The organism is [Pantoea] beijingensis (genome assembly GCF_022647505.1).
Taxonomy (GTDB): domain Bacteria; phylum Pseudomonadota; class Gammaproteobacteria; order Enterobacterales; family Enterobacteriaceae; genus Erwinia; species Erwinia beijingensis.
The window spans coordinates 2328703-2341435 of the sequence record NZ_CP071409.1 but is presented as its reverse complement, the minus strand read 5'-3'; the positions used below and the strand labels follow the sequence as shown (position 1 = coordinate 2341435).

General features: G+C 47.9%; 16 protein-coding genes. 9 read left to right on the top strand and 7 right to left on the bottom strand.

Annotation, left to right across the window (positions count from 1 at the left end; all coding sequences use genetic code 11):
• The first annotated feature begins 321 nt into the window (after nucleotides 1-321).
• Complete coding sequence (locus J1C60_RS10585; RefSeq protein WP_229655830.1) at nucleotides 322-1860, top strand: patatin-like phospholipase family protein; 1539 nt, start codon at nucleotides 322-324, stop codon at nucleotides 1858-1860.
• Nucleotides 1861-1921: 61 nt separating this feature from the next.
• On the opposite strand, the gene J1C60_RS10580 is transcribed toward J1C60_RS10585, so the two are convergent.
• Together J1C60_RS10580 and rluE are read right to left on the bottom strand one after the other, a co-directional pair.
• The gene (locus J1C60_RS10580; RefSeq protein ID WP_128177411.1) at nucleotides 1922-2356 is read right to left on the bottom strand and encodes an NUDIX domain-containing protein; all 435 of its coding nucleotides are present in this window, start codon (nucleotides 2354-2356) and stop codon (nucleotides 1922-1924) included.
• Nucleotides 2357-2462: 106 nt separating this feature from the next.
• Nucleotides 2463-3113, bottom strand: coding sequence for a 23S rRNA pseudouridine(2457) synthase RluE (gene rluE / locus J1C60_RS10575; protein ID WP_128177409.1), 651 nt, complete (start codon nucleotides 3111-3113; stop codon nucleotides 2463-2465).
• 102 nt (nucleotides 3114-3215) lie between these two features.
• Between rluE and icd the strand changes: the two genes are divergently transcribed.
• The 5 genes from icd to ymcF all read left to right on the top strand — a co-directional run bounded on the left by icd (nucleotide 3216) and on the right by ymcF (nucleotide 7444).
• A complete protein-coding gene (gene icd / locus J1C60_RS10570; protein WP_128177407.1) occupies nucleotides 3216-4466 on the top strand; it encodes an NADP-dependent isocitrate dehydrogenase in 1251 nt (416 codons plus the stop codon).
• Nucleotides 4467-4693: 227 nt separating this feature from the next.
• Nucleotides 4694-5224 (top strand): YagU family protein, encoded by a 531-nt coding sequence (locus tag J1C60_RS10565; RefSeq protein ID WP_375139777.1) that lies wholly within the window; start codon nucleotides 4694-4696, stop codon nucleotides 5222-5224.
• 457 nt (nucleotides 5225-5681) lie between these two features.
• Entirely contained in the window at nucleotides 5682-6101 is a 420-nt protein-coding gene (locus J1C60_RS10560) for a DUF1090 family protein (protein WP_128177403.1), read from the top strand.
• A gap of 351 nt (nucleotides 6102-6452) precedes the next feature.
• Nucleotides 6453-7178 (top strand): YoaK family protein, encoded by a 726-nt coding sequence (locus tag J1C60_RS10555; protein WP_128177401.1) that lies wholly within the window; start codon nucleotides 6453-6455, stop codon nucleotides 7176-7178.
• A gap of 77 nt (nucleotides 7179-7255) precedes the next feature.
• Nucleotides 7256-7444, top strand: a complete 189-nt coding sequence (gene ymcF / locus J1C60_RS10550; protein WP_422645789.1) for a cold shock small protein YmcF — start codon at nucleotides 7256-7258, stop codon at nucleotides 7442-7444.
• Between the two features lie 20 nt (nucleotides 7445-7464).
• Here ymcF and J1C60_RS10545 read toward each other — a convergent pair whose 3' ends face one another.
• Complete coding sequence (locus tag J1C60_RS10545; RefSeq protein WP_128177399.1) at nucleotides 7465-7761, bottom strand: hypothetical protein; 297 nt, start codon at nucleotides 7759-7761, stop codon at nucleotides 7465-7467.
• A 135-nt stretch (nucleotides 7762-7896) separates the two neighbouring features.
• Nucleotides 7897-8232, bottom strand: coding sequence for a hypothetical protein (locus J1C60_RS10540; RefSeq protein ID WP_128177397.1), 336 nt, complete (start codon nucleotides 8230-8232; stop codon nucleotides 7897-7899).
• A gap of 282 nt (nucleotides 8233-8514) precedes the next feature.
• Between J1C60_RS10540 and J1C60_RS10535 the strand changes: the two genes are divergently transcribed.
• Together J1C60_RS10535 and J1C60_RS10530 are read left to right on the top strand one after the other, a co-directional pair.
• Nucleotides 8515-8694, top strand: a complete 180-nt coding sequence (locus J1C60_RS10535; RefSeq protein WP_128177396.1) for a hypothetical protein — start codon at nucleotides 8515-8517, stop codon at nucleotides 8692-8694.
• A 277-nt stretch (nucleotides 8695-8971) separates the two neighbouring features.
• Nucleotides 8972-9196, top strand: coding sequence for a YgdI/YgdR family lipoprotein (locus J1C60_RS10530; RefSeq protein WP_128177394.1), 225 nt, complete (start codon nucleotides 8972-8974; stop codon nucleotides 9194-9196).
• A gap of 91 nt (nucleotides 9197-9287) precedes the next feature.
• Here the strand turns inward: J1C60_RS10530 and ldcA are convergent, their stop codons facing one another.
• On the bottom strand, nucleotides 9288-10205 hold the full coding sequence (gene ldcA / locus J1C60_RS10525) for a muramoyltetrapeptide carboxypeptidase (protein ID WP_128177392.1): 918 nt from the start codon (nucleotides 10203-10205) through the stop codon (nucleotides 9288-9290).
• Nucleotides 10206-10210: 5 nt separating this feature from the next.
• Nucleotides 10211-10630, bottom strand: coding sequence for an ASCH domain-containing protein (locus J1C60_RS10520; protein WP_128177390.1), 420 nt, complete (start codon nucleotides 10628-10630; stop codon nucleotides 10211-10213).
• Between the two features lie 258 nt (nucleotides 10631-10888).
• Here J1C60_RS10520 and emtA point away from each other — a divergent pair, with 258 nt between their 5' ends.
• Nucleotides 10889-11518: a membrane-bound lytic murein transglycosylase EmtA gene (gene emtA, locus J1C60_RS10515; protein WP_128177389.1), complete on the top strand. Its 630-nt coding sequence runs from the start codon at nucleotides 10889-10891 to the stop codon at nucleotides 11516-11518.
• A 79-nt stretch (nucleotides 11519-11597) separates the two neighbouring features.
• Here the strand turns inward: emtA and J1C60_RS10510 are convergent, their stop codons facing one another.
• The gene (locus tag J1C60_RS10510; protein WP_128177387.1) at nucleotides 11598-12614 is read right to left on the bottom strand and encodes a LacI family DNA-binding transcriptional regulator; all 1017 of its coding nucleotides are present in this window, start codon (nucleotides 12612-12614) and stop codon (nucleotides 11598-11600) included.
• Nucleotides 12615-12733: the final 119 nt, after the last annotated feature.

The window sequence follows — 12733 nt, the reverse complement described above, 5'->3', positions numbered from 1 at the left end:
CCTGATACCTGCCATATTTCATGCTGCATCTTTATTGAAAGTGATCCCCGATCTGCTCAGGTTCGTTGGGAAAGTGTGCCTGTGGGGCAGCGCAAGCACTATTCCAACCGCCAGCGGTTTGTCTTTCACTTTCACTCTGATGCAACCTGGATGAGTTAGGGTATTTATTTGTTTTTTCGACTTGTCCTTAACTCTGACAGAAGCTGGCCTGCGCCTGTACAAATGTCTCCTTAATGGCAATTCGAATAAATGCGGGTATTCCAACACCAATTAGGGAGAAGTATCATAAACGTTTACTTAATAAAGCGTAGCTTGCGTTATGTGGCGGTCGGCGCGTTATCTGCGCTGTGCAGCGCATGTTACTTTCCTAAGCAATTAACGTCAGGCCAGCCAAGCGTTTTTCAGAGTAACCAAACCAATGAAGAAGAGCAAAATATACCAGCCTATCGCCCGCTGGTAGGGGTTGCGATATCCGGTGGGGGAAACCGCTCGGCGCTTTATGCGTCTTACCTGTTTGAATTACTCGGCAGCATCCCCGTTAACGTTCCCGATCCGCACCAACCTGCCGTTGATAAACAAGAAAGCTTGCTCAATACGATTAGCTATATTTCGAGCGTCTCAGGAGGCGGATTCGCTTCGGCCTACTTTAGCCTGAAAGGACCCGGAAATTATGGTTCCTTACTGGCAGACCCGCCTCCGCCCGCAATGACGCAGTTTTTCCAGCAGTATCATGAAACGATGAATTTTAACTGGCAGCGTAACTTGTTGAGCATTAATCCGTTCTCTGGTTTTGTTAATAATTTGAGCAATACGATTGACCAGCAGATTACGCATGGCATGACGTTAAAAGATTTGGACGACCTGCAGGCCAGCGGTAAATCGCCATATCTGATTTTTAATACCACACATTATGATACCGGCCGCCGATTTCTTATTACCACCATACCCAGCTCAAAATTTTGTCTGAATGTTGAAGGTTTCTTACGGAACTCATTCAAAGCTACGATGAATAAGAGTATGGATATCAATGCGATGTACTATAAATGGATTTATAACTGTCAGCGTGATGACTCCTTAACGCCCGAAGGCTTTGACAGCTTCTATACAACGCGACGTATTTCGGTGAAATCTGAAGATTTCAGTTTGGCGCAGGCCGTCGCGCTATCCGGCTCTTTCCCTGTGGCATTAGGGCCGGTTGCCTGGCAGATTGATGATGACAAAAAGCGTCTTCTCCATATTGTGGATGGCGGTGTAACCGACAACTCTGGTCTTGAATCATTACTACAACTGTTTATCCGTAAGTTGCTTATCTCGCCGCAGCGTCGGGCATTGATACTTGATTTTGATGCCAGTCTGCCTTTTAACGCGACGGGCGATGTGTTTGCCGATCAGACTAACCGCTTCAAAGTGTTGTTGCGCGATCCATCAAGACTATCGGATATCCAGTCAATTAGAGCCGATAGTTTCCGAAAAGACCTGTGGAGTGTGGTACAGGAACTGAGCGATAGCCAAAACAGCGATAATGTTGTCAGGCGGATCAGTATCAAAACAATGAAACCGATCGATCTGAATATCAGTCAGTTGAAGATAGATACTGAAGGATGTCATCAGCAACTCAGCAGCAAAGAACAAGTATCAAGAGCCGTGGCCAACGTCCCGACTAACTACCACCTTGATGACTGTTCCACGCAGTTCGTGCGTATTGCGGCCTGCTGGAGTGCTCACACTCACGCCCAGGATATTCAGGCATTTTTCAGGCGTTCAGCGACCGATAGCCAGGGAAGCGAAACCACGCTGTCGTTACTTGACCAGCGAGTCAGGAAAATGTGCCCTGAATTAGTGACTGCCGGCGCTTTATAAATCCCTTCACATCTCTCCCGCGCTTATTTGACGGCGCGGGGGATTTCACCGCTTTAAAAGATTAAAACGCTTTTAGCAGCGACAGCGGATAGCGAATCCCGCTTTGCCAGATACGTATACTTTCAGCAACCAGCGATGACCGCAGGTTTGGCGCATGAATAATGTCTTCCGGCAGTAACCACCAACAGCAATCGATATCGCTATCCTGCGGCGCGGTTGGCAAGCGACTTGGTAAATCCAGTGAAAACAAAAAGCGCAGGAAAGGGGTTTTATCCGGTGCCGTCCACTGCTGAACGCCGAGAAAATGTTGTGGCGGAGCCTGAATCCCCGTTTCTTCACGCAGTTCGCGGCTGGCCGCCTGCTGTAGAGTCTCATTGGCCTCAAGATGACCTGCTGGTTGATTCCAGGTAACATGACCGTTAACGGTTTCCTCTACCACCAGCAAATAACCTTCCGCCTGGACAATGCAGGCAACGGTAACGTGAGGTTTGAACATCTTTCCACCTTCTCTTTGTGGCCTCACCGTAGCCCGGTTATCGCATTTTACAATCAAACGGGGTGGGTGATGCGTGGGTCATTATGAGACAGCGAAGCTGTCGATATCACTTCTCGTTTGGATAGCTAATTTCGCGCCACTCTCCGGGAGAAAGATCGTCGAGCGTCAGCGCAGCCATCGCATAGCGGATTAACCGCAGGGTAGGGAAGCCAATATGCGCGGTCATACGACGAACCTGGCGGTTTTTGCCTTCGTAAAGCGTAATTTTTAGCCAGCTGGTGGGGATCGCTTTCCGTTCACGAATAGGCGGGTGGCGTGGCCAGAGCCAGATGGGCGCTTCAACGCGTTCTACTTCTGCTGGTCGCGTAGGGCCATCTTTTAGCGTCACTCCACGGCGTAATGGCTGAAGTTGAGCATCAGTCGGCACTCCTTCAACTTGCACAAAATAGATTTTCCCGGTGCGTTTGCCCGGTTGCGTCAGTTGCGCCTGCAGCGCGCCATCATTGGTTAACACCATCAGACCTTCACTGTCGCGGTCCAGCCGGCCAGCCGCGTAGACGCTATGAATCGGGATAAAATCTTTCAACGTTGTGCGTCCTGCTTCGTCGGTAAATTGCGGCAGGACATCAAAAGGTTTGTTAAAAATAATGACCCGCCGCGGCTCTTTGGCGGCTGCGGGGCGGCTGAATCGTTTAACGCGGTGATTTTTAACGAGAGTTTTATGCATGGTCTTTGCAGTTTGTGACAATAAGCGCATTATAACGCAAAACCGAGATGATTGGCGCGGGGGGAATATTCAAGTAGTATTGACCCGCATCTTACAAATCATTAACAAAAAAAGCGCTCGAAGGAGAGGTTAATGGAAAGCAAAGTAGTTGTTCCGGCGGAAGGTCAAAAAATCACCCTGGATCAGGGAAAACTGGTTGTTCCGAACAACCCGGTCATTCCTTACATCGAAGGTGATGGCATTGGTGTTGATGTTTCACCCGTGATGATCAAAGTTGTTGATGCCGCTGTGCAGAAGGCCTACAACGGCGAGCGAAAAATTTCCTGGATGGAAATTTACACCGGTGAGAAATCCACCCAGCTGTACGGCCCGGATGTTTGGCTGCCAGAAGAAACCCTCGAACTGATCAAAGAATACCGCGTTGCGATCAAAGGCCCTCTGACAACGCCAGTCGGTGGCGGAATTCGTTCTCTGAACGTGGCTCTGCGTCAGCAGCTCGACCTCTACATCTGTCTGCGTCCGGTTCGTTACTATCAGGGCACCCCAAGCCCGGTTAAACGTCCTGAAGAAACTGATATGGTGATTTTCCGCGAAAACTCAGAAGATATCTATGCGGGTATCGAATGGAAAGCGGGTTCTGCAGAAGCAGACAAAGTCATCAAATTCCTGAAAGACGAAATGGGCGTAACGAAAATTCGTTTCCCTGAGCAGTGCGGTATTGGTATTAAGCCTTGCTCCGAAGAAGGGACAAAACGCCTGGTGCGTGCGGCGATTGAGTATGCGATCACCAACGATCGTGACTCCGTGACCCTGGTGCACAAAGGCAACATTATGAAGTTCACCGAAGGTGCCTTTAAAGATTGGGGCTACCAGCTGGCGAAAGAAGAGTTTGGCGGTGAATTGATTGATGGTGGTCCATGGCTGTCGGTCAAGAACCCAAATACCGGTAAAGCGATAGTCATTAAAGATGTTATCGCCGATGCCTTCCTGCAACAGATCCTGCTGCGTCCTGCGGAATATGATGTTATTGCCTGTATGAACCTGAATGGTGACTACATTTCTGATGCCCTGGCGGCACAGGTTGGTGGTATCGGTATTGCACCAGGCGCAAACATCGGTGACGAATGTGCGCTGTTTGAAGCGACCCACGGTACAGCACCTAAGTATGCAGGCCAGGATAAAGTGAACCCAGGTTCCGTCATTCTGTCTGCAGAAATGATGCTGCGTCACATGGGCTGGTTCGAAGCGGCTGACCTGATTGTTAAAGGCATGGAAGGCGCTATTGCTGCCAAGACCGTGACCTATGACTTCGAACGTCTGATGGATGGCGCTAAATTGCTGAAATCCTCAGAGTTTGGCGACGCAATGATTAAACACATGTAATCAGCTTTGCTGATGATGTGACAACGGGAGCCTGCGGGCTCCCTTTTTTATGGGTTTAAAAACGCTTCACTGCTTTGTCGGTGACCGCGGCGTGTTCAGCATGATTATGCCTGTGACGCGCATGCAATTCGTAATGTGGGTTATAATAACATATGTTACATTTTTCTTGCTGACGATTAAGCATTTCTCCTTTACTGTTTGGGTGAAACATAAAAAGGGATGCTTTAATCATGGAATTATTTACAACAACCAAGAAAAGCGCACGCAATTATGGTGTTGCTTTATTTGCGGGATTTATTGGCGGAAACATATCGAGTTTCGTAAAGTGGGGTACAGAAAACCCACTACCGCCAAGGACGCCGGACCGGGCCATTCCGCCCATGGAAATGCTCAACGATTTAGGCATAAAAACCAGCGATCTGGTTTACCACTATTCCGGGCACGTTGTTAATTGGGGTGTTGCGGGTGTTCACCATCTTTTTTCAATTGTATTCGCGATGTTTTACTGTTTCGTTGCGGAGATTTTTCCGAAAATAAAACTGTGGCAGGGTGTATTGTTTGCTCTGGTCGTCACCGTCGTATTTCATGGAATCGTACTGCCGTTAGGCGGCTGGGCACCACCGATGTGGGATCTGCCATCTGCTGAGCTATTTTCTGAAACGCTGGGGCATATCCTGTGGATGTGGACTATTGAAGTCTTCCGCAGAGATATCAGAAATCGCATGACCAAAAAATCCGATCCTGAATTTCAATCGTAAGATAAAAAAATAAATTAAATCAAGGTGATATTCTTGGTTTTCTGTTTCTACTGAGAGTGTTATATCTCATGATATTATCTTAATGAACAGTTCAAAGCGTTAACTTTCAAGGACTCCGGTGGATAATCACTACCGGAGTCCTTGAAACCCGGTTTCACTAGCCATTATGGGTGAATGTTATGAGTAACTTATTAAAAACGCACGGAACAAATTATTTCTCTTCAGGGTTTTATTCAGAAAGATACAAACTAACCTAACATTTATTCTATTCATTCCTTATTTCTGAGAAACTTCTTAATTATTATCAACGTTAACCCTCTGTCTCCGTCTTTTATTTCCCTGACTTTTTAACTTTTACCAGATGCTTATTATCATGATCCTTGATTTTTTAAATGGGCAGAATATAATTCATTGCTATTTTGAATAGTATAAGATTAATTAACATGGACGCTACAAAATGAAAAAAATTGCATTGACGTTTATCTTGGCTACGTTCTCCTGCGGCAGTTTTGCTGCAACCGACTCATGTTCAGAACAGGTTTCTGATATTAGTGGAAAACTTGAAATAGCAAAAAATAGTGGTAATACCGCTGAGGTTGCGCGATTAAACACGGCGCTGGGCCAGGTAAAAACATTCTGTACTGATGAGCGGCAAGCCAATCGTGCTGCTGAAAAAGCAACGAAACACGAACAAAAGGTAAAAAAAGCCGAACTGGAGCTGCAAGAGGCTGAACACGAGCTGGATGTGGCTAAGACAGACGGACGCGCCGATAAAATTACAAAAAAAACGCATAAAGTTGAAGAGAAGAAACTTAAGTTAGAGACTGCTAAATCTGAACTTGAGCAATCTCAGGCTGATGTCGAGCGCTTGAAATAATCCGAAAGTGCGGGCTAACAAGCCCGCACTTGATGAAAAAGATAAACCCCTGCTTTTAAAGAGCGCACCAGCCCGTTTCAGAATGTCATGAGGGTTGTGTTATTGCTTTTCTTGTTTCCTCCACGCCGCTCACCAGACTGCCATCTTAGCAATAGCAAGCTCATGCCGTGGCTGCCAGATCCGCACGGCCGGTTCGAATTGGCTGTAACAATCAACGCCGAGGGAACAGGCTGTGAGTTATCCGCCCTGATAGGCTATCAAATGCGAGGGGAGCAGGTGGCACATCGGGTTGTATTTATCTGCGGATAAGCAGAAAATACGGATATCTTCCCCTCTTGTTAAGTTTACCTGATGCTGATCAGCGTTGATGACGCACGTTCAATTAATACAGATAGCAAACTTGCCTGTATCCTGGCTATCGTTGCTGGCGCATTAAATACGGTAGCATTTGAAATTGTTGGTTTTTTTTCTGCCAACATGACAGGAAATGTCTCGTTGTTATCAGATAAGCTCGCTCGTTTCTATGGTCATGCCGGGATATTCTTCCTCCTCATTGTCTGCTTTTTCATTGCAGGTGCCGCCGTCTCAACCATGGTTATTAACGCAGGAAGACGAAGAGGCATACGTGCAATTTATGCCGTCAATATTATCCTTGAAGCGCTTGCACTGATTGCTTTGGGTGTCGTTGAATTCTGGTTCCAACCAGAATCTGCGGGTGAGATATTGATTTTGAGTCTGAGTTTTCTGATGGGATTGCAAAATGCGGTTGTTACCCGGATTTCAAATGCCAGAGTTCGCACCACCCATGTTTCCGGAACCGCTACGGATATTGGTATTGAGCTGGCAATGTTAATTGATATTCTGCGACGTAAAGAATCACCTAAAGAGGCCCCGGCATTTATCGCGCGGCTAAAACTCCATTGCTATACCATTTTTTCATTCTTAATGGGGGGCGTGGCAGGGATCTGGCTCTATCATTTAATTGGTTTCTTTTTCCTGATATTAATTGGCGGAGGGCTACTATGCATGGCGCTTTATGCCGTATTAAGCACGTTCAAACAGGTCAAATTGGTATGAGTGACCTCGCCCCGGCGCATCATGTTAAACGAAATAAAACAGACGCAGGGCTGCAAGCATGGTAGTGTGGTTGCACTATAGACAAAAAAAGAAGGTTCTTTATCTTAACGTTAAAATTCAAGTGTCCGTGCTGTCACGGCAACCAATACCGCCTCTCCCGATTTGATTCTTCCGCTAAAAATCCTCATGGTGCAGTATGCATCTTTTGCAAATCTGGCATGATCGTTCATCACCAACCGGCACCGGAACGCGTCAGACACCTGTGAGCAGGGTATTATCCATTGCGTTACATGAACCGCACACCGGTATCCCCGCTTGAAGGAAGCGTAGAGGTGAGCGGTATTCTGAATTCGCACGTATGTTGTGTCAGGGCAACGGTGCGCAAATGACGGTTGCAAATAAACCAAATTTCATCACGATCGTTAGACAGAATGTAATACGCGTCCGAAGTTTCTGACGGGTTAAAACAGCCTAAAACCCGGTAAGCAGTCTCGCCATTAAAACCACTTTGTAGCGGGAGAGGGCGCGGTCCATTTTCAAGCTGGTTCACTTTTAAATAAAGTCCTTGCTCAAGCCATAACATAAATCACCGTGTCACTATGGAAATTACTTTGAGTATAGGCACTGCTACAAATTGCGTGTGGTTTAAATCCTCACCTACGTAACTTATTACCTTTCCTCGCTTGCTGAAGTCCAGAGTTGTTATGGCGTAGAGATATCAGTGACATGTATAAATAATGACCTGATTCTTCGGCGCGTTAATCAGACCAAATTGCTGGTCTGACAGTCGCTGTGCATAAAAACCTTCTTGTGTCACGGCGGAGGGGAAATACAGTCTTCTGTCTTTGCTGTGCAATGGGCCACTGTCAACGTTGCCCCCGTCACTGGTGATGGTAAAGGAGGTAAAGCGGTCGATGATTTTTGCCCGCGTTTCACCAAGAGGCTGCCCCTGCAGGTTTTCTATTTTTCCTGTGCATTCCTTGCCGCGATAATCAGATGAGCAGGCTACTAACGCCAGTGAACCAGCCAGAATGATGGCCCGCAATCTTCGCATGATGTTACTCTCCCTTAACCTGCCAGCGTTTGAACCACATGTAAGCGTAGCGGATAAATGGATGGCGATCACGCGATGATTTCTATGGCAATAAGGATAATCGGGAGTGCTTGTGATGCCTGAAGCTTTGCGTGCGCGCCTTCGGATCATCAATGCGCATCCGCCCACCAGCTACTGAGTTGTTGTCACCCTAACTATTTAGGGTATAAAGCATGACGACAACCTGAGGTTGACGGTATGCTTGTCGTTAAAATCATTGAAAATTTACGAGGACATTCCCGGATGAAAGAAGAAGACGCGAGCCTGATGATCATACAAAATGCCATAGCCTCATTGCCGGAGGCACAAAAGCAGCGCGTTAGCGCCTGTATCGCTTCTATCAGGCAGGTCATGGCCCAGTATGAGGCTGAGGATGCAGGGCTTGCGTTGATGCTGGTAGCTGCTGAAGTCGCAGCGCAATAATATTTTCGCAACGCGACCTTATTTTCATTATTTGGCCCTTTCCGGGCCTTATTCTTTAGCATTACTGCACTAAGTGTACCCCTCTGTTGTTGGTGACCCCTATACTGAATCAGTGTCAGAGCTGACTGAGAGCGTATCTCTGCTGCAATTCCGCTTTTTTTTCGCTTCAGAGAAATCTGTAAAGGTTAACGATACGCACTAATCCCTAAAAAATCGGACGGTTAGTCATTAACCTTGTGCTAAACCTTATCACGGACCTGAAAATATGGAGTCGCACATGAAAAAGACAATATTGGCTGCATCAACCATTGCTATCGGCTTGTTACTGGCGGGCTGTGCTAACGACCATGTAATGCACACGAATGATGGACGCACCATCGTAGTGGAAGGCAAACCGCAGGTGGACAAAGATACCGGTATGATCACTTACACGGATGCTTCGGGCAAAGAGCAGCAGATAAACCAATCTGACATTAAAGATATGTCACAGGTCGGGAATTAAGTTCACCGATTCATTCGGTAAAAAGCCGGCTAATGCCGGCTTTTTGCTGATGCGCTGGCGAGAAGGTGGTGATGCCAGTCAGGTGATTCAATTAAATTGTGGGATGGCCGGATAATCGTAATGAACTGCGGCCATTAATGACGTGCAATTGTCCCCTGGCGCCAAGCGGCAGTGTAACGGTATCGCTGTCATGGCCAAAGGCCAGGCCCGTTATGACGGGCAACCCGGTCAAATTTCGCAGCATTTGCCATACGCTGGCAAAATCAAAACCGTTGTCATAGCCAGTAATCCTTGAGCCGGTAAAGTTGCCGGCAACGATAGCTCGCTGCCTTGCGAGAATGCCGCTTTGATGCAACTGCAATAGCATGCGTTCAATGCGAAATGGATGTTCGTTAACATCCTCAATCACTAAAATTCCGTCGGCTATTTCGGGTAAATAAGGCGTTCCAATGAGTGATGCGATCATGGCCAAATTTCCACCCCAGACGGTACCGTCAACGTGGCAATCCGGTGAATCCGTTTGCCACTCAAGGGCAAAGGTCGGTGAGGTGAGTGCGCGCCAGAAATGTTCAACGGTAAAATCAGAGAGGATTTCTGCGCCAAAGTTACCGCTTAACATCGGTCCACTAAAGCTAATGATCTGACTGTTTGCGAGAAGCGCCAGCTGTAACGCGGTAAAATCACTATGGCCGCACAGCGCAACTGGCTTCCCGCAGAGCTGCCGTAGGGAAGCATAATCGATGCGATCCAACAGGCGCGTCAGGCCATACCCACCGCGCACGGCAAGCACCACATCCGGAAGTTTATCAAGCGTAGACAGAGAATTAATATCGCTGAGACGTTGTTCATCCGTGCCTGCAAAACGTTGAAAGCGACGCGGTATAACCTGCTGATTCTCGACTGCGTGCCCTGCTGCCTGCAGACGTGCAACGCCAAGTTCGGCGGCGACGCGATTATGGCAAAAGCCGGAAGGTGCGATGAGATGAATGCTGTACGATGTGGCAGCCATAGTGTTTAGTTAACTCCTTCCAGGCGGTCAATAACGCTGAAGTGCTCAAATATAAGGGGCATCGTGTGAGAAAAGAAACCGGCGGCGGTAAAAAAACGCTCATGTTCGTCTCGCCAGCTTGCCAGTGAGCGATCGCCTTCGCCTTCTGCAAATGCCATTTCCTGCGTCACGCAATCAAAAGTGACCCACTCTAACCTAAGCGTTTGCACGACACAGCACGGACGTCCGCGACTGTCGGTTACCAGGCTCAATGCACCTATTTGTGGAAAATTATTTTGCTCAACGCACTGCTGCCACGCGCAGCAGCTCGCTGTTTTAATCCCGGCCAGCACCAGCATAGATAAGGTGTTGACCTGTTCTGGTGAGTCACCAAAGGTCAATTTCGGGATCTGTGCATACTTTTTCATCAGCATACTTTGAATCATTTTTGTATCCTTACTGTCCAATGATGCTGATGATGACGAAAAATGGGCGTTAAGTCACGACTGACGCGCCGATGCATTAAAGTGCCCGACAGATTTGAAACCTGCGCCAGCCGACCAGCTTCAGAAACGCGAGAAGCAGGTTGCTGATAAGGCGAAATAGGGGCAACTCATCCAGTAATTCAGATAAAAGGCAATTTTTAAGCTAATTTCAGTCAGTATGATTGAACGTGGACATGTGGCTCCGAGGAAGAGAATAGCGTGAAAACACGATCGCTGATTTTATGTGCCCTTTTACTGGCGGGATGCGCCAGCGAAACGCCACAGCAACGTATAACAACCGAAAGGCAAACGCCTTTAACGCAAGCCCCGCCGGAAAAAGTGTCGCAGGCCTGGTCAATGCTAACGGAAAATGCGGCCAGTCACTACGGCGTAGATGAACGCCTGATTAATGCGATTATTAGCGTAGAATCTGGTGGTAACCCAACGGTGATCAGCCGTTCGAATGCCGTTGGTTTGATGCAGATTAAAGCCTCAACGGCGGGGCGCGAAGTCTATCGTGCTCAGGGCCGTCACGGCCAGCCAAGCGGTTCAGAGCTACGCGATCCGGCGAAAAATATCGATATTGGCACTGCCTACCTGAGCATATTGCAGTCGCGTCAACTGGCGGGTATTAATGACCCTGAAACGCTGCGCTACGCGACCATTGTCTCTTATGCGAACGGTGCGGGTGCCTTGCTACGCACTTTTTCACCTAATCGGGACCGGGCTATTGCGATGATCAATGACATGTCGCCGCAGGAGTTTTATCAGCATGTACAGCGTAAACATCCGGCCGCTCAGGCACCACGTTATTTATGGAAAGTGACAACCGCCTACCGCGCGATTTAGTCTCCACGACCGCCCCCGCCCAGCGGGGGGCAGCGTTTCTGCTTGTGCCAACACCAAAACTTCGTTTTTAGCGATCGTTTCAGCTGGACCAGGGGCCGGGAGCCACTGAATCCCGCACGATCAAATCTCCGGCGAATATGGTTAGCGGGCTGACTGTGTCACCATCCAGCATATTTACCAGCCGTTCCAGGGTATTTTTAATCATCTCTGCAACCGGGACATGCACGGTGGTTAGCGCCGGTGTAAAGAATGACGCCATGGGAATATCATCAAAGCTCAGCAGTGAGATCTCCTGTGGTACTTTAATGCCCGCATGGGTAAACGCATTGGCAGCACCGATTGCCATATCATCATTACTGGCGACAACGGCACTAAAGGTGATATTACGTTGCAACAATTGCTGACCGGCAGCATGGCCGCTTTCCGGTGTCCAGGCCCCTTCAATCACGCGTTCCTTCTGGAAAGGAATATTATTTAGCTGTAGCGCCTGCTTATAGCCCGCCAGCCGACTGTCACTGGTGGGTGAACCGGCGGAGCCTGTAATAAACGCGATCTCTCTGTGCCCCTGTGCAATCAGGTAACTGATGGCCGAGCAGCTATAACGTTGGTGTTCAGCATAAACGCAATTTTGCTGATGACGTTTTAGTTTGCGGTTAACCACCATGATCGGACGGTCATGAAGACCAATGATTTCATCAAGCTCATCGATGGTCAGAAAGCGGGGATAAATAATGATGGCATCGCAGCGTAAATCGAGCAAAAACTCAATAGCTTGGCGTTCATCCTGTGCATTTTGTTTGCCATCGGCCAGAATCAGCTGTCGGCCATACTTTTCCGTCATCGTGGCGGTTTGGAAAAGGAGCTCGCTAAAGTAGGGCCCATGGTAAAGGGTATTGGTGACCACTAAACCAATACTTTGGGATTTTTGGGTTGCCAGGTTGCGTGCCAGAAGATTTGGGCGGTAGCCGGTCTCGTTAATTGCCTTAAATACCCGATCGCGAGTGGTCTTACTGACGTAACTATTGCCTGCTAACACTCTCGAAACCGTTGCTTTTGATACGCCCGCTTTTTTGGCGACGTCCAGCATGGTGATCATACTAACTTCCTGAGTATATATTCATGAAAATATTTTACCGTAATCCTGATTTTTTAATAGCCCGCAGGATATTATCGTTATGGATATAAAATAGTATCTGGGGATATTAAAGGCTAAGT

Bases quoted from the DNA above. Each gene is read 5' to 3' on its own strand.
- J1C60_RS10580 (WP_128177411.1), bottom strand. From the start codon at position 2,356: ATGTTCAAACCTCACGTTACCGTTGCCTGCATTGTCCAGGCGGAAGGT.
- rluE (WP_128177409.1), bottom strand. From the start codon at position 3,113: ATGCGCTTATTGTCACAAACTGCAAAGACCATGCATAAAACTCTCGTT.
- icd (WP_128177407.1), top strand. From the start codon at position 3,216: ATGGAAAGCAAAGTAGTTGTTCCGGCGGAAGGTCAAAAAATCACCCTG.
- J1C60_RS10560 (WP_128177403.1), top strand. From the start codon at position 5,682: ATGAAAAAAATTGCATTGACGTTTATCTTGGCTACGTTCTCCTGCGGC.
- J1C60_RS10555 (WP_128177401.1), top strand. From the start codon at position 6,453: ATGCTGATCAGCGTTGATGACGCACGTTCAATTAATACAGATAGCAAA.
- J1C60_RS10545 (WP_128177399.1), bottom strand. From the start codon at position 7,761: ATGTTATGGCTTGAGCAAGGACTTTATTTAAAAGTGAACCAGCTTGAA.
- J1C60_RS10540 (WP_128177397.1), bottom strand. From the start codon at position 8,232: ATGCGAAGATTGCGGGCCATCATTCTGGCTGGTTCACTGGCGTTAGTA.
- J1C60_RS10535 (WP_128177396.1), top strand. From the start codon at position 8,515: ATGAAAGAAGAAGACGCGAGCCTGATGATCATACAAAATGCCATAGCC.
- J1C60_RS10530 (WP_128177394.1), top strand. From the start codon at position 8,972: ATGAAAAAGACAATATTGGCTGCATCAACCATTGCTATCGGCTTGTTA.
- ldcA (WP_128177392.1), bottom strand. From the start codon at position 10,205: ATGGCTGCCACATCGTACAGCATTCATCTCATCGCACCTTCCGGCTTT.
- J1C60_RS10520 (WP_128177390.1), bottom strand. From the start codon at position 10,630: ATGATTCAAAGTATGCTGATGAAAAAGTATGCACAGATCCCGAAATTG.
- J1C60_RS10510 (WP_128177387.1), bottom strand. From the start codon at position 12,614: ATGATCACCATGCTGGACGTCGCCAAAAAAGCGGGCGTATCAAAAGCA.